Raw genomic sequence first — 20,630 nt, forward strand, 5'->3', positions numbered from 1 at the left:
AAATGCGCCTGTTGGTTGGAACCAGCAGGCGCACATACACGTTCATGGGAACCAAAACTGCAACTGACTCGACTGTAGCACGGTGACACCCCGCGCGACCGGGGATTTTCCGCTGAACAGATCACGTTTGGCGCCCCCGGCGAACGGGCAGGCGGCGCCCCGCCGGAGCGGGGCGCCGCCTGTGGATCAACCCGGGGTCGACCCGGGATCAGCCCCGGGTCGGCCGGGGTCAGCCGGGGTCAGCCGGGGTCGGCCGGGGTCAGCCGGGGTCAGTGCCGACCGGCCGGCTCCGGCACGCCGTGCGTGCCGGCCAGCGGAGCCGGACCGCCGCCGTGACCGTGGCCGGGGCTGTCGGCGTGGCCGGGCCACCAGGCGCGGTGGCCGAGCAGCGCGGTGAGCGCCGGGGTGAAGAACATCGCCATCACGAAGGCCGCCAGCACGATGCCGAAGGCCAGCGAGAAGCCGAGCTCCATGAAGAGCACGTTGCCCGCGAACATGAAGGTCGCGAACGACGCCGCCAGGATGAAGCCGGCCGCCGCGACGGTCGGACCGCCGTGCTTGACGGCCTCGCGGGCCGCCTCGCGCGGGTTCCGGCCCTCGCGGGCCTCCTCACGGAGGCGGGCGATGATCAGGATGTTGTAGTCGGTTCCGATCGCCACCACGAAGAGGTAGATGAAGATCGGCAGCATGAACATCAGGCCCGGCTCGCCCTTGATGTTCTGGAACACCAGGGTGGTGGCACCGAGGGTGCCGCCGAAGCCGAGGCCGACCGAGGCCATCAGGTACCACGGCGCGACCACGCTGCGCAGCTGCAGACCCAGGATGATCATGATGAGCAGGGCCGCGATCGGGAAGACCAGCGTGTAGTCGTGCACCATCGCGGTGTTGATGTCCTTGTACACCGAGGTGATGCCGCCGACCAGCGCCTTGCTGTCGGCCGGGGCCGAGGCGTGGGCGGTGTCGCGGACCTTCTCGATGGTGTCGATGGCCTTGTTCGAGGCCGGCGCGTCGCTGAGCATCACGGTGAAGTCACCGGTGGCGCCGTCGGCGCTGATCGCCTTGTTCTCGCTGCTCGGCGTGACGACGGAGGCCACCCCGGGGACACCCTGGAGCTTGCCGGCGAAGTCGTTGAGCGCGGACTCGCTGAGCTTGGAGCCGTTGGTGCTGGTCAGGTAGACGTGGCTCGGGTCGGCGGCGCCGGCCGAGAAGGCGGTCATCAGCTTGTCCTGGACGACCATCGACTCCTTGCCCTTGGGCATCGAGCTGCCGGCCAGGTCGTAGGTGCCGTTGTAGTTGATGCCGGCCAGGGTCAGCACCACCAGGATGCCGCCGGAGACCAGGGCGACCAGGCCGGGCTTCTTGCCGGTCATCCGGCCGAGCGCGGCGAAGCGGGCGTTCTGCGGCTCCTGCATCCACTTCTTGCCGGGCCAGAACACGGCCCGGGACGGGATGACGGCGAGCACGGCCGGGGCCAGGGTCAGCGAGACCAGGGCGGTCGCGATGACCGCGATGGCCAGCGCCGGGCCGAGCGCGGTGAACATGCCCAGGCTGGAGAGGATCAGCACGGCGAAGGCGACGGCGACGGCACCGGCGGCGGAGGCGATCGCCTCGCCGACCCGGCCGACGGCGTTGGCCACGGCCGTCTTGCGGTCCTCGCCCAGGCGCAGCCGCTCGCGGTAGCGGAAGGACAGGAAGAGGAAGTAGTCCGTGCCGACGCCGAGGACGACGATGATCAGGATCGCCGAGGTCATCGGGGAGGACTTCAGGTCGAACAGCTTGATCGCGTCGGCGATCAGGCCGTTGGCCACCGGCATCGCGATGACCAGCGACAGCAGGACCGGCAGGATGCCGGCCAGGACGCTGCGGAAGATGATGCCGACGATCAGGATGACGAGCACCAGGCTGCCGAGCATGACGATCATGTCGGTGGCGCCGGAGGCGTCCTTCTGGTCCAGGCTGCTGGCGGCCTGGCCGCCGACCTGGAACTTCAGGCCGCTGCCGTCGGCGAGCCTGGTGCCCTCCTCGCGCAGCTTCTTGGCCGCGTCGGGGAACTCCTCGCTCTGCATCTTGTTCTTGTCGATGGCGACCATGGACAGCGCGTACTTGCCGTCCTTGGACTTCGAGGTCTTGGGGTCGACCGGCAGGACCTTCTCGACGGCGGGGATCTTCGCGTCGGTGAGACCGTTGACGACCTTGTCCATCGAGGCCTGGTCGGCGGCGGTCAGCGCCTGGCCGTCGTTGCGCTCGAAGAGCAGCAGCGCGGAGGGGGTGAAGCTCGCCGGGAACGCCTGCTCCTGGAGCTGCGCGGCCTGGATGGACTCGTAGTGCTTGGGCAGGAATGCGGACTCGTCCGTCTGCGAGGTGACCTTCGGCGCGGAGCCGACGATGGCGATCATCGCGACGACCCACGCCGCGATCACCCACCACGCACGACGAACGACGAAGTGTCCTAGTCGGTGGAACATGCTCGTGATGCCTCCTGGGCATGGTTCACCGCAGCCCTTGGGGGACGGGACGCTGGGCGACGGCATGACCGGTCCGGGCATGCACGGGATGCGCAGGCCCTTGCCGGTCGGCAGGTAAGTAGGTGTGGGGCATCATCTTACGAGCACTTGCTTGCCGCCCGGCAAGGAGCCCCCGTATTCCAACCCCCGTGCGGGACCGCCCCGAAGCGGCCCCGACCCAGTTTCTCCCGAGCGCGGACCCGTTGACCTCGTGCTCCGGGTGGAGTCATCTCCCCCTCAGGGTGGAGTCCGATCCCCTACCCCCAGGTGGAGTTCTCGGGGTCGCGGGGTAGGGATAACCCCACCCCACCCCCGAGGCAGGCCCCAGGGCAGGCTCACCCGCCAGCCCGATTCCCGCCCAACCCCGCCTTCCCTACTGTCGGTTGGGACGCCGGATCCGCAACCGGCGGACAGCAGACGGCGGTTCGGACGGCCAGGGCCACCGCCGCTCACGACCGGCGACGAACCGCCGCTCTCCCAGGGGGAACCTCCGTGAAACCCGTGCAGTCCGAACCCGCCCGGACCAGACTCGGCATGGCTGCCGCGATGGGCGTCTGGAGCGCCCGGCACCGGAAGTCCGCCGTCTTCGGCTGGCTGCTCTTCGTCGTACTCGCCGCGGTCCTCGGCGGCCTGCACGGCAGCACCAAGGTGACCGAGGCCGAGTCGATGCCCGGGCAGGTCTCCCGGGCCGCGAAGATCCTCGACGAGGCCGGCCTGACGAGCCCGGCGAGCGAGACCGTCCTGATCCAGAGCGCCACCCGCAGCGCCGACGACCCCGACTTCCGCACCGCCGTCGACCAGGTCCTCTCCGCCGTCGACCGCACCGGCAAGGCCGCCGGGGTCCGCTCGCCGTACGACACCAAGGCGGTCTCCCCGGACGGCCACTCCGCGCTCGTCCTGGTCACGCTCAAGGGCGACCGGGACGAGGCGGTCGCGAACGTCGGGGCGGTGATGGACGCGGTGGCCGGCGTGCAGCGGCAGAACCCCGGCCTGACCGTGGTCGAGCTCGGCGACGCCAGCTCCGGCAAGTGGATCCAGGACCAGTTCAAGAACGACTTCGCCCGCGCCGAGTGGACGGCCGTGCCGCTCGCCCTCGGCATCCTGCTGATCGCCTTCGGGGCGCTGGTCGCCGCCGTGCTGCCGGTGGTGCTCGCGCTGACCGCCTTCGTCGCGGCCGCCGGGCTGGTCGCGCTCGGCAGCGGCCTGCTGCACACCAGCGACGACGCCAGTTCCGTGATGCTGCTGGTCGGCCTCGCCGTCGGCGTCGACTACTGCCTCTTCTACCTGCGCCGCGAGCGCGAGGAACGGGCCGCCGGGCGCGACGCGCACACCGCACTGGCCGTGGCCGCCGCCACCAGCGGCCGGGCGGTACTGGTCTCCGGCGTCACCGTGGTGGTCGCCATGGCCGGCATGTTCCTCACCGGGATCGCCGACTTCCGGGCGATGGCCTTCGCGACCATCCTGGTCGTCATCACCGCCGTGCTCGGCTCGCTGACCGTGCTGCCCGCACTGCTGTCGATGCTCGGCGACCGGGTCGACAAGGGCCGGGTGCCCCTCCTCGCCGAGCTCCGCCGCCCGGACGCGGGACGGACCGGCGGGCGGTTCTGGAACGCGGTGCTCACCCCCGTGCTGAGCCGCCCGCTGGCCTCCACCGTGCTCGCCGGGGCCTTCCTGCTCGCCCTGGCCGCACCGATGCTCACCATGCACACCGCCAACCTGACCTTCCAGCAGCAGCTGCCCGAGGGCAACGCGCTGGTCGCCGCCTCGCAGAAGATCGAGGCCGCCTTCCCCGGCAGCCCGGCCCCGGCCACCGTCGTCATCAAGGCCGCCGACATCGACTCCCCCGCGATGACCGCCGCCATCGCCGACCTCAAGGCGAAGGCGCTGGCCGGCGGGCTGATGCACGGCCCGGTCGAGGTCACCGTGCACGCCGACAAGAACATCGCCACCGTCGACATCCCGCTCGACGGCACCGGCAACGACGCCACCAGCAACAAGGCGCTGAAGGCCCTGCGCGAGGACCTGGTGCCCTCGACCGTCCTCACGGTGCCCGGCACCGAGGCCCCCGTCACCGGACGCACCGCCGGGTCGTACGACTTCAACGCCAAGATGACCGGCTCGATGCCGCTGGTCCTCGGCTTCGTCGTCGCCTTCGCCTTCCTGCTGATGCTCACCTCCTTCCGCTCGCCGACCGTGGCCGTCACCGCCGTCGTGCTCAACCTGCTCTCGGTGGGCGCCGCGTACGGGGTGCTGACGCTGGTCTTCCAGCACGGCGTGGGCGCCTCACTGCTGGGCACCGCCGGCGTCGGCGCGGTGGAGTCCTGGGTGCCGCTGTTCCTCTTCGTGATCCTCTTCGGGCTCTCGATGGACTACCACGTCTTCGTGGTCTCCCGGATCAAGGAGGGCCACGACCGCGGGCTGCCGACCCGCGCCGCGATCGCCCACGGCATCCGCTCCACGGCCGGGGTGGTCACCAGCGCCGCGGTGATCATGGTGGCGGTGTTCGGGGTCTTCGGCACCCTGTCCATGCAGGCGATGAAGCAGATGGGCGTCGGCCTGGCGGTCGCGGTCCTGATCGACGCCACCGTGATCCGCGCCGTGCTGCTGCCCTCGGTGATGACCCTGCTCGGCGAGCGCAACTGGTACCTGCCGCGCTGGCTGAACCGGCTGCCGGACCTGTCGCACGGCGAGTCCGTGCCGCCGCTCGGCGCCGCGAACGCCCTGCACACCCAGCCCGCCGCCCCCTCGGACGGCGCCGCCCGGCACCGGCGGGTCGAGGTCTGAGCCGCCGGCGGTGACGCGCACCACGCCGGGCCCCGCAACGCGCGGGGCCCGGCGTCCGTGCGTCATGATGATCACCGTCCCGGGTCCCCCGGGTGAACGCCGCCGGAACGGAGCCCAGTCATGATCCCCTTCGACGAGGGCCGCGCCCGGCTGCTGCTCGCCCACGCCTGCGAGTCCGCCGGACTGCCCGGCCCCGGCGACGCCCGGCTGCTCGCGCTCGGCGAGAACGCCGTCTTCGACCTCGGCGACCCCGCCGTGGTCGCCAAGGTCGGCCGCGGCCCCGAGCTGTACGACCGGGCGCACCGCGAGCTGACCGTCGCCCACTGGCTGGCCGGGCAGGGCGTCCCGGTGGTGCGCCCGTACGACGCGGTGGCGCCCGAACCCCAACTCGCCGACGGGCATCCGGTCACCTTCTGGCACCGGCTCGCACCCGCCGTCCGACCCGCCCGCCCGGTCGACCTCGCCCCGCTGCTGCGCACCCTGCACCGGCTGCCGGTGCCGCCCGTCCCGCTCGGCCGGCGCGACCTGCTGACCCCGGTCGAACGCTGGCTGGCCTCCGCCGAGGGCCACGTCGACCCCGCGGACGTCGCCTTCCTGCGCCACCGCCGGGACGCCTTCGAGGCCGCCCTGCCCGACCTCGTCCCCCGGCTGCACCCCGGCGTGATCCACGGCGACGCGCTGCCGCGCAACGTCCACGTCGGCCCGGACGGGCCGGTGCTGCTCGACCTCGAATTCGTCGCGAACGACCTGCGGGAGCACGACCTGGTGGTCCTCGCGCTCGCCCACGACCGCTACGGCGTGCCCGGCGAGGAGTACCGCGCGTTCACCGAGGCGTACGGCTGGGACGTGCGCGACTGGCCCGGCTTCACGGTGCTGCGCGGCGCCCGCGAGACCGCCAGCGCCTCCTGGGTGGCGCAGCAGGCCGCGAGCAACCCGGCCGCACTGGCGGAGTTCCGGCGGCGGGTCGACTCCCTGCGGGACGGTGCCACCGAGGTGCGCTGGTACCCGTTCTGACGGCGGGCCGATACCCCGGTCCGCGGCCGGGTGCCAACCGGGGCGGGTGTGAGAAGAGTCCCGGACGGGAGCGGTCCGGCGAGCAACCGCGGAACGTAGGCTCGGCGTCCTACCGGACAGTCATCCTGACCCGAGGGATCGGCACCGTACGTACCTCAGGAGCCGCCGCCATGCACCGGACCGCCCGCTGCCCCTCCGCCCCGGCCCGCCCGTCCCGCTCCAGGCGCCGGCTGATCGCGGGCTGCGCCGCGGTGGCCGCGCTGCTGGGGCTCACCGCGTGCGGGACCGCCAGCGGGGCGCTGCAGTCGCCGAGCGCGGCCGCCCAGCCGCCGGTCACCGCGCACCCGGGCGGAACGGCGGCGGCCACCATCGCCCCGACGCCCGGCTCCGACGGGATACCGCCGGCCCCGGGCACCTCCGGGACCACCGGGGCCACCGGCTCCTCCTCGTCGGCCGCGCCGGCCGTCCCGGCGAAGCCGCGCACGCCCAAGCCGGGCGACTCCTCCTCCCCCGCCGCCCCGGCCACGCCCGCGGTGCCGGCCTCCCCCGCCGCGTCCTCCTCACCCGCGTCCTCCTCACCCGCGTCCTCCTCGCCCGCCGCGCCGCCCGAGCACCCCGGGGCGGGCACGGTGATCGGCTCCACCGCCTCCGGCGGCCGCACCGTGGCCCTCACCTTCGACGACGGCCCCGGCCCCGCAACCGGCCAGATCCTCGACCTGCTCGCCCAGTACCACGCCAAGGCCACCTTCTGCGAGGTCGGCCAGAACGCCGCCGCCGACCCGGCCGTGGTCAAGCGCGTCCTGGCCGCCGGGCACCGGCTCTGCGACCACAGCGTCCACCACCCGCAGCCGTTCGCGAAGCTCCCGCACGACAAGGCCGCGTACGAGATCGGCGCCGCCCGCGACATGATCGTCGAGGCCGGCGGCCCGGGCACCCGGGTCGACTGGTTCCGCGCCCCGGGCGGCGGCTTCAACGCCGACAACGAGCACATCACCGCGGGCCTCGGGATGTCCTCGCTCGGCTGGTCCGTCGACCCCCGCGACTGGTCCCGCCCCGGCGTGCCGGCCATCGTCGCCACCGTCCAGAAGCAGCTCAAGCCGGGCGGCGTGATCCTGATGCACGACGGCGGCGGCGACCGCAGCCAGACCGTGGCAGCGCTCAGGCAACTGCTGCCCTGGCTGGTCGCCCAGGGGTACACCTTCGACTTCCCGGCGCAGTAGGGCAGTTGCCGGCTCCGGCACCCGCCCGGGCGGCCGGACGGGGCCGGGGCCTAGGGTGTGCGGCGTGACCGACAGCAGCCCCACCCCCGCCGAACTCGTCGCCGCCGTACCGGGACTGGCCCCCTACCTGCGGCCCGCCACCCTGCTCCACCCGTACGCCGCGACGCCCGAACCGACGGCGAGCCGGATCGGCGGCCCCGCGCTGTGGCCGGCCGACGAGCCGTGGCCGCACTGCACCGCCGGACACCTGGACGACGACTACCAGGACGTCTCCGCGGCCGACCGCGCGATCTGGGAGGGCATCGACCGCGCGCTGCACGAGCGGGCCCGGGCCGGCGGCGACCCGCACGTCCTCACCCCCGAGGAAGCCGCCGAGCGACGCCGGATCATGGACGGCGCCGGCTCCCTCGACCTGATCAACTGGCGCCTCCACCGGAAGGTCGCCGAACGGCCCGCCGCCGGGACGGCCGTGGTGCCGCTGGCACACATCCGCGCCGAGGACGCCCCGCACCTGCCCTGGCCCGAGGGCACCGACCGGCTCCAGGTGCTGTGGTGCCCCAACGACCACGACGACCTCCCGGGACAGCGCTACTACTACGGCCCGAACGTCGAACTGCACTGGCAGCGCGCCGCCGACCTCTCCGCGGTCACTCCGCCGGCGCCCCGGCGCAGCGACGAGTACTACCTGCCGACGCCCTGCGCGCTGCATCCCGAGCAGATCCTCGACCTGCCGGACCAGGACGAGCTTCCCGGCGAACTCCACGATGCTGCCGAGGAGTTCGCACAGCGCCACGGCCTGGAGTACCACCGCGCCCTGTCCTGCGCGGAGGGCTGGAAGCTCGGCGGCTGGCCGTCCTGGCACTCCACCGACCTGGTCCCGATCGACTGCGGCTGCGGCGCGCGGATGGTCCACCTGCTCACCGTGGACAGCGGCGGGGATCCGGACGTGTCCGTCGGGCGGTTCGGCGAACTTCACGTGTTCGTCTGCCCGGTGGACCTCGCGCACCCGGTGGGGCTGGACCTGCAGTAGTCCCGGCGGCCCGGCAGGCCCGGTCAGGCTGTCGGGCCGCCGGACCGTCGCCGCCGGCCCCCGTCAGGTGAGGTCGAGCCGGTAGACCTGCCGGGAGCCGCCCTCCGGGCCCGGGTCGGCGGCCTCGGCCGGGGTGAAGCCCAGCCGTTCGTAGAAGACCGGGCGCCGCTCGCCACCGCGCCCGGGTGGTCCGGGCGCGCGGCTAGCGGGCGGGCCAGCGCGGGTCGACCACCGCCTGCGGGTCCTTGCTGCGGCGCAGCCAGGCCTGCAGGCCCTCGGCCCACGTCCGGTACCAGTCGATCTGCCGGCGGTGCAGCTCGGCGGGCGCGACCGCCCCCACCTCGGCCGGATAGCGCCCGGCCAGCGCGACGGCGACCCGGACGGCGGCCAGCGCGTCGCTGCCCGCCTCGTGCGCGTCCGTCAGTTCCACCCCGTACACCTCGCAGACCCGCTGCAGGGTGCGCGAGCCCTTGCGGTACTTGTCCACGGCCCGGTCGATCACCAGCGCGTCCAGCACCGGCCCGACCGGTCCGCCGAGGCGCTCCGCGAGCGTCGCCAGCCCGTACCGGCGCAGCTCGGCGTCGAGCAGCGACAGGTCGAACGGCGCGTTGAACGCCACCACCGGTCTCCCGGCGGCTATCCGCTCGCACAGCGCGGCGGCTATCTCCTCCACCGCCTCCTTCGCCGGCCGCCCCTTGCCCCGCGCCACCTCGTCCCCGATCCCGTGGATCGCCTCCGCCTCGGCGGGTATCGGCACCCCGGGATCGAGCAGCCAGTGCGCGGCCCCCACCCGGGCGGCCCCGACCGTGTCCACGAGCGCGGCCGTGACGATGCGGTCCACGGCCGGGTCGGTGCCCGTGGTCTCCAGGTCGAAGCCGACCAGTGGCTGCTGCCACCAGCTCATCAGGTGTGTCCTTCCGTCCTGCCTCTCGAAACAGTCCCTATCATCACCCGCCCCACCGACAACCCGGCCCACGGGTCGCCCGCTCCCCCTTCCGGCGGGCGGACGTTCCGCATGCGGAGGACGGTCGGGGGCGGCCTCGGGGCGGCCTCGGGGCGGCAGGCAGGGCCCGGCCGGCCGGGACTCCGGCCACCGGCAGTCCGTCCGCCCTACGGCGCGCCGGCCAGTCGGCGGGCCTCGGCGAGGACGTCGGCGTCCAGTTCCTCCCGGGTGCGCGTGCCGTACGCCAGGATGTCGTACTCGTCGTCGAGGCAGGAGAGCGGATCGGCCGCGTCCAGCTCGTGCCCGAAGCGCTGGTGCGCGGCGCGGGTCAGTTCCCGGGGCGTCAGTTCCCCGTTCAGGAAGGCCACGGCGAGCGCCCGCAGGATGTCCTCGTCGGCGCCGTCGCTCCCGAAGGGGTGGAAGACCAGGCCCTGTTCGGCCAGTGCGGCGGGCAGCAGGGCGTGCAGTTCGGTGGCGGCCTCGCCGTAGGAGCAGGCGGCCAGTTCGCGCAGGGCCGGGCCGTCGAGCCCGACGACCAGGGCCTCGCAGGCCGCGTCGATCACCACCCGGCCGTGCGCGGCGCCGCCGCTCCAGAGGGCGGCGCAGTCCCGGAGCCGGGTGAGCGCCTGCTCCGGGGTGGTCACGGGGGCGGGCTCGGGGGCCGGGCGGTACATGTGGACGTCGACCGGGTCCTCGTGGACGACGGTGAAGCCGTGCCGCTCGTAGAGCCGCCGGGCGGCGCTGCCCCGCAGGACGACGAGGTGCACCGGTTCCCCGGCGGCGTCGGCCTCGGCGAGGATCCGGCGCAGGACGGCGCTGCCGAGGCCGCGGCCCTGCAGGTGCGGAGCCAGGTAGAACAGTTCCAGGTGGCGCCCGCCCCGCGCGTCGGGGCTGACGGCGACGGAGCCGGCGAAGGCGCCGTCGACCAGCAGCACGGACGTCCACCTGGTGGAGAAGGAGTCCGCCACCCGCCGCCGGGAGCGGTCCGGGTCCCAGCGGCCGAGGCGTTCCAGGTCGGCGCGCATGACCTGGTCCTTGAGGTCGGTGATGCGTTCGAGGTCGTCGAGCGCGGCGGGTACCAGGGTCCAGGCGGGAAGACTGTTCACGGACCGCAGTCTGTCAGCCGCGCCACCGCCGGGACCACGGGGTTTTCCCGGGATGCGGGCCTCACGACACCGGCCGGGAGTCCGCCCAGACCCCCTCGAACTCCTCGCGGTAGACCTCCAGCAGCCCCGGCTCGGTGCCGCCCGGCTGCTGGCCGGCACCGCCGCGCAGCACCAGCGCCGGGGACTCCATGCCGCGGGAGCGGCGCAGGTAGGGCTGGATGACGCCGAGGTCGCGGCCCTGCCGGCGTCCGCCCGCCTGGCCGGTGGCGCGGGGGCCCTCGACCAGGTAGGCGGTGAAGCGCGGGGTCTCGTCGAACACCCGGATCTCGAAGCCGCCCTGGTCCCGCAGCCGGGCCCGGACCCGCCGTACGTGCATGATGTTCATCTCGATCGAGCGGGACAACTCACTGCGGCTGAGGCCGAGTTCGCGTTCGCGGCGGCGCACCGCACTGCTCGCCGGGTTGAGGAAGAGCAGCCGGACCCGGCAGCCCTCCCCGGCGAGGCGCACCAGGCGCTTGCCGGTGTAGTTCTGGCAGAGCATGCCGAGGCCGATACCGAGCGCGTCCAGTCGCCGGGCGCCGTCCAGCAGGTCCTCCACCGGCAGGTCGCGCTGCAGCCGCACCCGGTCGGCGTGCACCGCGACCACGTCCGCGTACCGGCCGGCCACCAGGGACTCCACCACGTCGGCGGGCACCCCGCCCGCGCCGCCGTCCAGGACGGCCAGCAGCCGGGCGGCGGCGCGCTCGGTCTGGGCCAGGACGGTCTGGGTGAGCACCCGGTTGCGGGAGACCACGTGCCGGGCCACCTCCAGCTCGTCCAGCGCGAGTTCGATCTCGCGCCGGTCGGCCAGGTACGGCTCGAAGCAGGGCCAGTGCTGGACCATCAACTCGCGCAGCTGGGGCAGGGTGAGGAAGACCAGCGGGTCGTCGTCGGCCGGGTCGAGCAGGTAGCCCTTGCGGCGGCTGACCTCGCGCACCGCCCCGGCCCGGTACGCCCACTCCTCGCCGGCCGGTCCGGCGGCGGCGGTGACCCAGTCCTCGCCGTGGGCGGGGGCGTAGATCGGGTGCAGCACCTCGTCCACCAGGGAGCGCAGCCGCTGCTCGACCAGGTTGAGCCAGACGTAGGCGCGGCCGGACAGCCGCACCCGCTGGTAGGCGTCCTCCCACTCGCCGGCCGACCAGGCCAGTGCCGGTATCTCGACCGGGCCGCCCTGGGCGGGCACCAGCGCGCGGCCGGTCATGGCGGGGCGCATGACCACCGTGGGCGCCTCGGCGCGGGCCGCGCCCCGGTCGGGGCCGTCGGGCCCGGGGCCACGGCCGCCGGCGGGGAACACCATGCGCCACCTCATCTGGTTGCTGCCGCCGGCCCCCGCGGGCGCGAGGACCGTTGACGGACCGCTGTCAGCCTGTTGACGGACTGTCGGCGGGGCGCCGGGCGGCCGGACGATCAAGGGTACTGCCCGCCGCGAGCCGACCGCAGCCGGATCGCAGAGGGCCCCGCCCGCGCCCCGGGGGCCGCCGCGCCCGCACCCCGGCCCGCACCGGCGGCCCCACTGACCCGCCCCACCGGCACCACTCTTCACACGAATGCCCGCCGGACACTCGTTCGGACCAACCCGGGCCGGTTCTCCCGGCCACCGGGGAAGGGCTCGGGAAGTATGCGGGCTGTGCCGTGCGTCACGGCGCGCGAGCACCGCACATGCCCGGCCGCCCGGCCGGGCAGGAGAGCGTCCGGGTCCGTGCAGGCTGTCGGACTTATTGTCGGACTACATGTCAGTTTCCGTTTGCAGCAAGGAAGTTGAGGAGCCATGCAGGTCTGGCCCGGCACGCCCTACCCCCTCGGCGCCACCTACGACGGAGCCGGCACCAACTTCGCCGTGTTCTCCGAGAGCGCCGACCGCATCGAACTGTGCCTGCTCGACGAGAACGGCTCCGAGACCGCCGTCGAACTGCGCGAGACGGACGCCTTCGTCCGGCACGCCTACCTCCCCGGCGTCCAGCCCGGCCAGCGCTACGGCTTCCGCGTGCACGGACCGTACAACCCGGGCCTCGGCCAGCGGCACAACAGCGCCAAGCTGCTCCTGGACCCGTACGCCAAGGCGATGAGCGGGCACATCGACTGGGACGAGTCGGTCTACGGCTACCACTTCGGCGCGCCCGAGCGCCGCAACGACCTCGACTCCGCCCCGCACACCATGCACTCGGTGGTGATCAACCCGTACTTCGACTGGGGCACCGACCGCCCGCCGCGCACCGACTACCACCGCACCGTCATCTACGAGGCCCACGTCAAGGGCCTCACCCGGCTCCACCCGGGCATCCCCGAGGAAATCCGCGGCACCTACGCCGGCCTGGCCCACCCCGCGGTGATCGAACACCTCGCCAAGCTCGGCGTCACCGCGATCGAGCTGATGCCGGTGCACCAGTTCGTCCGCGACCACCGGCTGCGCGACCTCGGCCTGGCCAACTACTGGGGATACAACACCGTCGGCTTCTTCGCCCCGCACTCCTCCTACTCCTCCACCGGCGACCGCGGCCAGCAGGTGCAGGAGTTCAAGTCGATGGTCAAGGCGCTGCACGCGGCCGGCATCGAGGTGATCCTGGACGTCGTCTACAACCACACCGCCGAGGGCAACCACCTCGGCCCCACCCTCTCGCTGCGCGGCCTGGACAACGTCTCCTACTACCGCCTCGCCCAGGACCAGCGCTTCTACGAGGACACCACCGGCACCGGCAACAGCCTGCTGATGCGCAGCCCGCACGTGCTCCAGCTGATCATGGACTCGCTGCGCTACTGGGTCACCGAGATGCACGTGGACGGCTTCAGATTCGACCTCGCCGCCACCCTCGCCCGGCAGTTCCACGAGGTCGACCGGCTCTCCTCGTTCTTCGACCTGGTCCAGCAGGACCCGGTGGTCTCCCAGGCCAAGCTGATCGCCGAGCCCTGGGACCTCGGCGAGGGCGGCTACCAGGTCGGCAACTTCCCGCCGCTGTGGACGGAGTGGAACGGCATGTACCGGGACACCGTGCGCGACCTGTGGCGCGGCGAGAACGCCACCCTCGCCGAGTTCGGCTCCCGCCTCACCGGCTCCTCCGACCTCTACCAGGACGACGGCCGCCGCCCGATCGCCTCCATCAACTTCGTCACCTGCCACGACGGCTTCACCCTGCGCGACCTGGTCTCCTACAACGACAAGCGCAACCAGGCCAACGGCGAGGACAACCGCGACGGCGAGTCCTTCAACCGCTCCTGGAACTGCGGCGTCGAGGGCCCCTCCGGCGACCCGGCCGTCGAAGAGCTGCGGGCGCGCCAGCAGCGCAACTTCATCGCCACCCTGATGCTCTCCCAGGGCGTGCCGATGCTCTCGCACGGCGACGAACTCGGCCGCACCCAGCTGGGCAACAACAACGCCTACTGCCAGGACAACGACCTCACCTGGGTGCACTGGCCCGAGGACGACGGGCCGCAGGCGCGGCTGCTGGAGTTCACCCAGGGGATGATCTGGCTGCGCCGCGACCACCCGGTGTTCCGCCGCCGGAGGTTCTTCCACGGCCGGCCGGTGTCCGCCTCCGGCGGGTTCGACGACCTCACCGACATCGCCTGGTTCACCCCGACCGGGGAGGAGATGACCAAGCGCAACTGGGGCGCCAGCCACGCCAAGTCGCTGACCGTCTTCCTCAACGGCTACGCGATCTCCGAACCCGACCGGCGCGGCGGCCGGATCGTCGACGACTCCTTCCTGCTGATGTTCAACGCGCACTTCGAGCCGCTGGAGTTCACCGTGCCCGCCGACCACGGCCAGGAGTGGCGGGTCGTGGTCGACACCACCCAGCCCCGGCTGCCCGCCCCGGGCACCGGGGCACGGGTCAAGGCCGGGGACACGCTGTGGCTCACCGACCGCTCGCTGATGGTGCTGCAGCGGCCGGCGTGACCGACCGGCCGGCGACCGGGGGCGGTCACCTGTTCGGATCAACAGCGGGTCTTGGCGGCGGGCTCCCCCGGGTACCTATGGAGCTATGACCTCCGCCGCCGAGCCCGCGCAGCCCCGCCCGGCCGCCACCCCTCCCGGCGGCACCCCCACCGCCAGCTACCGCCTCCAGCTCCAGCCCGGCTTCACCCTCCACGACGCCACCGCCGCCGTCCCCTACCTGGCCGCCCTCGGCGTCTCCCACCTGCACCTGTCCCCCCTGCTGGAGGCCGTCCCCGGCTCCACCCACGGCTACGACACCGTCGACCACACCCGGATCAGCGAGCAGCTCGGCGGCGAGCCGGCGCTGCGCGCGCTGGCCACCGCCGCCCGCGAGCACGGACTGCGGCTGATCGCGGACGTGGTGCCCAACCACATGGCCGTCCCCACCCCCGAGCGGCTCAACCACCCGCTCTGGCAGGTACTGCGTGACGGGCCCGACTCGCCGTACGCGCGCTGGTTCGACATCGACTGGACCGCCCAGCCCGGCCCCCCCGACGCCCCCGGGCGCGGCCGGGTACTGCTGCCGCTGCTCGGCGACCGGCTCGGCGCCGTCCTGGACCAGCTGACCGTGGACGGCGGCGCCCTGCGCTACCACCGGCACGAACTGCCGCTGCGCCCCGGCACCGAGTCACTGCCGCTGCCCGAGCTGCTCGCCCGCCAGTGGTACCGGCTCGCCTGGTGGCGCCTGGCCCGCACCGAGCTCAACTACCGGCGCTTCTTCACCGTCAACGAGCTGATCGCCCTGCGGGTCGAGGACCCCGAGGTGTTCGCCGCCACCCACGGCGTGCTGCTGCGGCTGCACGCCGACGGCGTCCTGGACGGCTTCCGGATCGACCACCCGGACGGGCTCGCCGACCCGCGCGGCTACCTGCGCCGCCTCGCAGCAGCCACCGGCGGAGCAGCGGGGACCGCCGGCGGGACGTCGGGGACCACGGGCGGGGCAGCGGGGACCGCCGGCGGGGCCTACGTCGTGGTCGAGAAGATCCTCACCGGCGACGAGCGGCTGCCCGAGGACTGGCCGGTCGCCGGCACCACCGGCTACGACGCGCTGCGCCGCATCGACGGCGTGCTCACCGACCACGCGGGCGCCTGCGTGCTGGCCGGGGCCTACGAGTCCTTCCTGCGCGGCGGCCCGGTCCGGGACCTCTGCGAGGACCCGCACCCGGCGCTCGCCGCCGCCCGGCGCGGACGGGCCGACATGACCGGACCGGACGGCGAGCTCGCCGCCGAGGTCGAACGGCTGGTGCGGATCGCCCTGCGGATCGGCGCCGCCGAACCCGCGCACGCCGACCACGCGCCCTGGCAGCTGCGCGCCGCGCTCGCCCGGCTGCTCACCGGCTACCCGGCGTACCGGCCGTACGCGCGGCCCGGCGAGGCACCCCCGCCCGCCTCCCGGCAGCAGCTGCGCGCGGCCCTGGACGGCTCCGCCGACCCCACCGACCGCCTGGTGGCCGCACTGGCGCTCGGCGAGCTGGGGCGCGGCGCCGACCAGGACGAGTTCTGCGTCCGCTTCGCCCAGACCGCCGCGGCGGTGGCCGCCAAGGGCGTCGAGGACACCGCCTTCTACCGCTGGAACGCGCTGCCCGGCCTCAACGAGGTCGGCGGCGAGCCCGCCCGGCCCGGGCTGCGCCCGGCGGACTTCCACGACTGGTGCCGCCGGCAGGAGCGCACCTGGCCGCACGGCATGACCGTGCTCTCCACCCACGACACCAAGCGCAGCGCCGACGCCCGCGCCCGGCTCGCCGTCCTCGCCGAGCAGCCGCACGCCTGGGCCGCCGAGGCCGCCGCCTGGTCCACCGCGGCCGGCCCCGCCGCCCCCGGCCTCGACCGCGACGCCGACTGGCTGCTCTGGCACACCCTGGTCGCCGCCTGGCCGATCGCCCCGGACCGACTGGTCGCCGCCCTGCTCAAGGCCGTCCGCGAGGCCAAGCTGCACACCTCCTGGACCGAGCCCGACCCGCGCTACGAACGGGCGCTGGAGGAGCGGGCCCGCGCCGCCTACGACAACCCCGGGCTGCTCCCCCGGATCGAGGGCCGGGTGCACGCCCTCGCCCCGCACGCCCGCTCCAACACCCTCGCCGCCGCCCTGCTGCACCTCACGGTGCCGGGCGTGCCAGACCTCTACCAGGGCAGCGAGGAGCCGCTGTACACCCTGGTGGACCCGGACAACCGGGGCGTGGTGGACCTCGGCGCGCTCGCCGTGCGGCTCACCGACTCCGCCACCCCGCGCCCCGGCGACCTCGCCCGCGAGAAGCTGCACCTCACCACCACCGCGCTGCACCTGCGCCGCTCCCACCCGCTCGGCCCGTACCGGCCGCTGCCCGCCACCGGCGCCGCCGCCGACCACCTGCTGGCCTTCGCCCGCGGCGACGACGCGGTCACCGCCGTCACCCGGCTGCCGTACGGGCTGGAGCGGGCGGGCGGCTGGCGGGACACCGTGCTGGAGCTGCCGCCGGGCGGGCCGTGGACGGACGAGCTGACGCTGCGGACCTTCCCGGCGGGCCCGGTGCCGGTGACCGACCTGCTGGCCGGGAGCCCGGTGGCGCTGCTGACGAGGAGGGGCTGATGCCGGCCTACGAGGTGTGGGCGCCGCACGCCGCGTCCCGTGTCCGCGTCGAAGTCGACGGCACGGAACACGAGTTGGCCCGCTGCGCGGACCGCGACGGCTGGTGGTCCGGCGAGGCCCCGGCGGGCGACTACGCCTTCCGCCTCGACGACGGCCCGCCGCTGCCCGACCCGCGTTCGGCCTGGCAGCCGCACGGCCCGCACGGCCCGAGCCGCGCCGTGGACCACGCCGCGTTCCGCTGGTCGCGGACCGGCTGGCGCGGCCGCGCACTGCCCGGCGCGGTGCTGTACGAACTGCACATCGGCACCTTCACCGCCCGCGGCACCTTCGACGCCGCCGCCGAACACCTGGACCACCTGGTCGAGTTGGGTGTCGACTTCGTCGAGCTGATGCCGGTCTGCCCGTTCCCCGGCCGGCACGGCTGGGGGTACGACGGGGTCTCGCTCTGGGCCGTCCACGAGCCCTACGGCGGGCCCGAGGGGCTCAAGCGCTTCGTCGACACCGCCCACCGCAAGGGCCTCGGCGTGGTGCTGGACGTCGTGCACAACCACCTCGGCCCGGCCGGCAACTACCTCCCCGCGTACGGCCCGTACTTCACCGACCGGCACCACACGCCGTGGGGCTCCGCGGTGAACCTGGACGCGCCCGGCTCGGACGAGGTGCGCGCGTACCTGATCGGCAGCGCACTGGCCTGGCTGCGCGACTACCGGATCGACGGCCTGCGACTGGACGCCGTGCACGCCCTCGCGGACGACCGAGCGGTCCACTTCCTGGAGGAACTCTCCCACGAGGTAAGGAGGTTGGCGGTCACCACGAACCGCCCGCTGTTCCTGATCGCCGAGTCCGACCTCAACACCCCGCGCACCACCGCCCCGCCCGAGGCCGGCGGCCAGGGCCTCACCGCCCAGTGGAGCGACGACTTCCACCACGCCCTGCACTGCGCGCTCACCGGCGAATCCCACGGCTACTACGGCGACTTCGCGCGCGAACCGCTCGCCGCCGTCGCCAAGGCGCTCACCCGCGGGTTCTTCCACGACGGCACCTGGTCCTCCTTCCGCGGTCGCAGCCACGGACGCCCGTTCCCCACCGCCGAGGGCCACCGGCTGCTCGGCTACCTGCAGACCCACGACCAGATCGGCAACCGGGCCCTCGGGGACCGCATCTCCACCACGCTCCCCGGCGGCCGACTCGCCTGCGGCGCCGCACTGGTGCTCACCTCGCCGTTCACCCCGATGCTGTTCATGGGCGAGGAATGGGGCGCCGCGACACCCTGGCAGTACTTCACCGACCACACCGACCCGGACCTCGCCGAGGCCGTCCGACAGGGCCGGCGGCGGGAGTTCGCCGACCACGGCTGGGCCGCGGAGGCCGTCCCCGACCCCCAGGAGCCCGCCACCGTGCTGCGCTCCGTCCTCGACTGGACCGAGCCCCGGCGCGCCCCGCACTCCGAACTGCTTACCTGGTACCGGACGTTGCTCCGACTGCGGCGGGAACGGCCGGAGCTCGCCGACCCCGACCTCGGCGCGGTGCGGGCGGTCCTCGACGAGGCGGCGGGGTGGCTGGTGGTGCACCGCGGGCCGTACCGGGTCGCCGTCAACCTCGGACCGGACGAGGCCGCGCTGCCGCTGGGGGCCGCCGGGCGCGAGGTGGTCGCGGCCTTCGGCCCGGCCACGCTGGACGGCACGGCGGTGCGGGTGGGCCCGGACGCGGTGGCCGTGGTCCTGACCGGTTGATCCACCGGGGGCCGCAGCGCCGACGGCCGCGGCGCCAGGGGTCTCGGCGCCAGGGGTCGCACGCCCATGGCCTGCGGCACCGGGGGCCCGCTCACCAGAGGAAGGTACCGATCCGCTCCCGCAGCGCGGGCGCGTCCAGGCCGTAGGCGGCCAGGTGCTCCGGGATCGAGCCGTAGTGCCGGTGCTCCTCGCGCGGCACGCCCAGGCCCAGCACCCGGTGCGGGCGGTCTGCCAGCGCCTCGTGCACCTCGCTCGCCGAGGTCCCGGCCAGGTACGGCTCGACCAGCACCACCTCCGCCCGCTCGCCGACCGCCGCCCGCAGCCCGGCCGCGTCGAAGGGGCGCACCGTCGCCGCGTACAGCACCGTGACGTCCAGGCCCTCGGTGGCCGCCAGCACCGCGTCCAGCATCGGCCCGACGGCCAGCACCACACCGCGCGAACCGGTGCGGACGGTGCTGAAGCGGCCCGGCTCGACCGCCACCGGCGCCGCGTTCCGGTGCGCCGAGAGCCGGACGTACACATTGCGGTCGCCGTCCGCGTAGGCGTGGCGCAGCAGCTGCTCGGCCTCGTCCGGATGCCCGGGGACGTGGACGGTCCAGTCCGGCAGGGTGTCCAGCAGCGCGACGTCGCCCGGGGACATGTGGGTGCGGCCGCCGGCCGGCCAGTCGTACGAGCCGGCCGCGCTCACCAGGACGGCACCCACACCCTGGTGGGTCAGGTCCAACTTGACCTGCTCGAAGGGACGTTCGACCAGGAAGCTGGCGAAGGTGTGGGCGATCGGCCGCATCCCGCTGAGCGCCAGGCCGCCGGCCGCGCCGATCAGCAGTTGTTCGCGGATGCCGACGTTGACCACCCGGTCGGGGTGGCGCTCCCGGGCCGGGGCGAAGGCGGCGGCGGTGATGTCGGCGAGCACCACGGCCAGCCTCGGGTCCTCGTCCAGCAGGCGGGTGGTGACGGCGACGAAACGGTCGCGCATGGTGTCCATCGGTGACGTTCCTCTCGGGGTTCGGGCTCGACGTGCTCGTCCTGGCGCGCTCGGGGCGGCCGGACGCTCAGTGGTTCTCCTTTGGCTCCACCCGGGCGACCACCACGTGCGGGCGGCCCGGGTGCTCGGCGGTGAAGGCCCGGTGCAGCGCCTCGTGGTCGCGGCCGTCCACCGTCGCGGTCGACCAGCCCTCGGCCGCGAACCGCTGCGCGATGCCGCCCTGCCAGCCGTGCGTGGCCGAGGAGTTGTCGATCACCACGACGTGCAGCCGGTCCAGCCCGTACGACCCGGCGAAGGCGACCGCCTCGTGGTTGGAGCCCTCGTCGAACTCGGCGTCGCCGACCAGCACCCACACCGCGGCGTCGGTCAGGCCCTGCGCCCGCAGCCCGAGCGCCGTGCCGACGCCCAGCGGGAGGCCGTGCCCGAGCGAGCCGGAGGAGATCTCCACACCGGGCACCAGCGTGCGGTCCGGGTGGTGGCCGAGCGGCGAGTCGTAGCCGCCGAAGCTCGACAGCACCTCGGGGTCGATGAAGCCCTTGGCCGCCAGCACCGCGTAGTACGCCATCGGGCCGTGGCCCTTGGAGAGCAGGAAGCGGTCGCGACCCTGCTCCTCGGCGCCGGCCGGGGTGACCCGCAGCACCCGGTCGTACAGCACCCAGAGCACGTCCAGCGTGGAGGTGGCGGCCGGGCCGTGCTTCTCGGCGCCGGTCATCAGTGCCATCAGGGCCGGCAGGTCCTCGAACCGGGCCTCGGGGCCGGCCTGGGAACGGCTCTC

At 74.1% G+C, this 20,630-nt stretch carries 13 protein-coding genes and 1 pseudogene; 7 read left to right on the forward strand and 7 right to left on the reverse strand.

The window, feature by feature from the left end; genetic code table 11:
* Positions 1-269 precede the first annotated feature (269 nt).
* A complete protein-coding gene (locus ABTY56_RS03700) occupies positions 270-2,465 on the reverse strand; it encodes an MMPL family transporter (RefSeq protein WP_350626145.1) in 2,196 nt (731 codons plus the stop codon).
* Between the two features lie 573 nt (positions 2,466-3,038).
* Here ABTY56_RS03700 and ABTY56_RS03705 point away from each other — a divergent pair.
* The 4 genes from ABTY56_RS03705 (at position 3,039) to ABTY56_RS03720 (ending at position 8,552) form a co-directional block, all read left to right on the forward strand.
* On the forward strand, positions 3,039-5,288 hold the full coding sequence (locus ABTY56_RS03705) for an MMPL family transporter (RefSeq protein ID WP_502893015.1): 2,250 nt from the start codon (positions 3,039-3,041) through the stop codon (positions 5,286-5,288).
* Between the two features lie 120 nt (positions 5,289-5,408).
* Positions 5,409-6,302, forward strand: a complete 894-nt coding sequence (locus ABTY56_RS03710) for a phosphotransferase enzyme family protein (RefSeq protein ID WP_350626149.1) — start codon at positions 5,409-5,411, stop codon at positions 6,300-6,302.
* A gap of 170 nt (positions 6,303-6,472) precedes the next feature.
* Positions 6,473-7,522 carry a polysaccharide deacetylase family protein gene (locus ABTY56_RS03715; RefSeq protein WP_350626151.1) on the forward strand — a complete coding sequence of 350 codons (1,050 nt, stop codon included), beginning with the start codon at positions 6,473-6,475 and terminating at the stop codon, positions 7,520-7,522.
* 64 nt (positions 7,523-7,586) lie between these two features.
* Positions 7,587-8,552 carry a YwqG family protein gene (locus tag ABTY56_RS03720; RefSeq protein ID WP_350626152.1) on the forward strand — a complete coding sequence of 322 codons (966 nt, stop codon included), beginning with the start codon at positions 7,587-7,589 and terminating at the stop codon, positions 8,550-8,552.
* Between the two features lie 63 nt (positions 8,553-8,615).
* Here the strand turns inward: ABTY56_RS03720 and ABTY56_RS03725 are convergent.
* The 4 genes and pseudogenes from ABTY56_RS03725 to ABTY56_RS03740 form a co-directional block, all read right to left on the reverse strand.
* Positions 8,616-8,746, reverse strand: a pseudogene (locus tag ABTY56_RS03725) (GNAT family N-acetyltransferase); the annotation flags it as partial.
* 8 nt (positions 8,747-8,754) lie between these two features.
* Positions 8,755-9,456 carry an exonuclease domain-containing protein gene (locus ABTY56_RS03730; RefSeq protein WP_350626154.1) on the reverse strand — a complete coding sequence of 234 codons (702 nt, stop codon included), beginning with the start codon at positions 9,454-9,456 and terminating at the stop codon, positions 8,755-8,757.
* 206 nt (positions 9,457-9,662) lie between these two features.
* A complete protein-coding gene (locus ABTY56_RS03735; RefSeq protein WP_350626156.1) occupies positions 9,663-10,601 on the reverse strand; it encodes a GNAT family N-acetyltransferase in 939 nt (312 codons plus the stop codon).
* A 61-nt stretch (positions 10,602-10,662) separates the two neighbouring features.
* Positions 10,663-11,853, reverse strand: coding sequence for a DUF5919 domain-containing protein (locus ABTY56_RS03740; protein WP_502893016.1), 1,191 nt, complete (start codon positions 11,851-11,853; stop codon positions 10,663-10,665).
* 555 nt (positions 11,854-12,408) lie between these two features.
* Here ABTY56_RS03740 and glgX point away from each other — a divergent pair.
* The 3 genes from glgX (at position 12,409) to treZ (ending at position 18,870) form a co-directional block, all read left to right on the forward strand.
* Positions 12,409-14,532, forward strand: a complete 2,124-nt coding sequence (gene glgX, locus ABTY56_RS03745) for a glycogen debranching protein GlgX (protein ID WP_350626158.1) — start codon at positions 12,409-12,411, stop codon at positions 14,530-14,532.
* Between the two features lie 85 nt (positions 14,533-14,617).
* On the forward strand, positions 14,618-17,137 hold the full coding sequence (gene treY / locus ABTY56_RS03750) for a malto-oligosyltrehalose synthase (protein WP_350626160.1): 2,520 nt from the start codon (positions 14,618-14,620) through the stop codon (positions 17,135-17,137).
* Positions 17,137-18,870 carry a malto-oligosyltrehalose trehalohydrolase gene (gene treZ / locus ABTY56_RS03755; RefSeq protein ID WP_350626162.1) on the forward strand — a complete coding sequence of 578 codons (1,734 nt, stop codon included), beginning with the start codon at positions 17,137-17,139 and terminating at the stop codon, positions 18,868-18,870. The genes treY and treZ overlap by 1 nt, the downstream gene beginning before the upstream one ends.
* Positions 18,871-18,961: 91 nt before the next feature.
* Here the strand turns inward: treZ and ABTY56_RS03760 are convergent, their stop codons facing one another.
* Together ABTY56_RS03760 and ABTY56_RS03765 are read right to left on the reverse strand one after the other, a co-directional pair.
* A complete protein-coding gene (locus ABTY56_RS03760) occupies positions 18,962-19,855 on the reverse strand; it encodes a transketolase family protein (RefSeq protein ID WP_350626164.1) in 894 nt (297 codons plus the stop codon).
* 67 nt (positions 19,856-19,922) lie between these two features.
* Positions 19,923-20,576 (reverse strand): thiamine pyrophosphate-binding protein, encoded by a 654-nt coding sequence (locus tag ABTY56_RS03765; RefSeq protein ID WP_350626272.1) that lies wholly within the window; start codon positions 20,574-20,576, stop codon positions 19,923-19,925.
* Positions 20,577-20,630 lie beyond the last annotated feature (54 nt).

The sequence above is a fragment of the Kitasatospora sp. NPDC097691 genome, from assembly GCF_040302665.1.
GTDB lineage: Bacteria > Actinomycetota > Actinomycetes > Streptomycetales > Streptomycetaceae > Kitasatospora.

Bases quoted from the DNA above. Each gene is read 5' to 3' on its own strand.
- ABTY56_RS03700 (WP_350626145.1), bottom strand. From the start codon at position 2,465: ATGTTCCACCGACTAGGACACTTCGTCGTTCGTCGTGCGTGGTGGGTG.
- ABTY56_RS03705 (WP_502893015.1), top strand. From the start codon at position 3,039: ATGGCTGCCGCGATGGGCGTCTGGAGCGCCCGGCACCGGAAGTCCGCC.
- ABTY56_RS03710 (WP_350626149.1), top strand. From the start codon at position 5,409: ATGATCCCCTTCGACGAGGGCCGCGCCCGGCTGCTGCTCGCCCACGCC.
- ABTY56_RS03715 (WP_350626151.1), top strand. From the start codon at position 6,473: ATGCACCGGACCGCCCGCTGCCCCTCCGCCCCGGCCCGCCCGTCCCGC.
- ABTY56_RS03730 (WP_350626154.1), bottom strand. From the start codon at position 9,456: ATGAGCTGGTGGCAGCAGCCACTGGTCGGCTTCGACCTGGAGACCACG.
- ABTY56_RS03740 (WP_502893016.1), bottom strand. From the start codon at position 11,853: ATGCGCCCCGCCATGACCGGCCGCGCGCTGGTGCCCGCCCAGGGCGGC.
- glgX (WP_350626158.1), top strand. From the start codon at position 12,409: ATGCAGGTCTGGCCCGGCACGCCCTACCCCCTCGGCGCCACCTACGAC.
- treY (WP_350626160.1), top strand. From the start codon at position 14,618: ATGACCTCCGCCGCCGAGCCCGCGCAGCCCCGCCCGGCCGCCACCCCT.
- treZ (WP_350626162.1), top strand. From the start codon at position 17,137: ATGCCGGCCTACGAGGTGTGGGCGCCGCACGCCGCGTCCCGTGTCCGC.
- ABTY56_RS03760 (WP_350626164.1), bottom strand. From the start codon at position 19,855: ATGGACACCATGCGCGACCGTTTCGTCGCCGTCACCACCCGCCTGCTG.
- ABTY56_RS03765 (WP_350626272.1), bottom strand. From the start codon at position 20,576: ATGGCACTGATGACCGGCGCCGAGAAGCACGGCCCGGCCGCCACCTCC.